A 592-nucleotide genomic window follows, 5' to 3' on the forward strand; every position below is an offset into this window, starting at 1 on the left:
GGTCATCCAAATGTAATTGCATTGGTTGAATCAGCGGAAGACCCCAGCAAAGCGCATAATGTAATACGGACATGGACGGAACCCAGCTATACGGACAGTATGGGAACCCCAACGGCATGGGATACCAAAGCCGAAGCCTATACCATGAAACATATTGATTATAAAGTCACCTTGGTCAGACCAAAGGGAAAGAATAATTCACTATTTGTTTGTAATAATACCGATCTGAGTACTAATTTATGTGTAGCCCCTGAACATCCTGATAATTATGAAGTAATTTTTACAGGAACAGGATCAATGAGTACTGATGCAAATTCTCAACCTTATATCTTAAATCACATTACGACGGCGGTTTGGCATGACTACCCCAATATGATGGGACAACACAAAGTCTTCCTCTACAGCCAAGAACAACCTCAAGTTGTCCGTGTAGAAACCAACAACCCAAAAAAAGGCTCCTAACACCACCCTAAACGAGAAGAATCTCTTTGCAATCGACTGTTGGGGATTTAAATTTCTCTGGCAGCACGTTAAATGCGGGGGGGAATGTCTCTTTAGCCTCCGCTGGCAATATCGGTCTAAACGCCGTGAT

The 592-nt window shown here is 42.7% G+C and carries 1 protein-coding gene and 1 pseudogene; both read left to right on the top strand.

Annotation, left to right across the window (positions count from 1 at the left end; translation table 11 throughout):
• A pseudogene (locus tag QJV33_RS11950) lies at positions 1 to 462 on the top strand (hypothetical protein); the annotation flags it as partial.
• 26 nt (positions 463 to 488) lie between these two features.
• On the top strand, positions 489 to 592 hold a 104-nt coding region (locus QJV33_RS12070; RefSeq protein WP_408869683.1), incomplete at its 3' end, for a hypothetical protein.

The sequence above is a fragment of the Commensalibacter nepenthis genome (genome assembly GCF_029953305.1).
Classification (GTDB): domain Bacteria; phylum Pseudomonadota; class Alphaproteobacteria; order Acetobacterales; family Acetobacteraceae; genus Commensalibacter; species Commensalibacter nepenthis.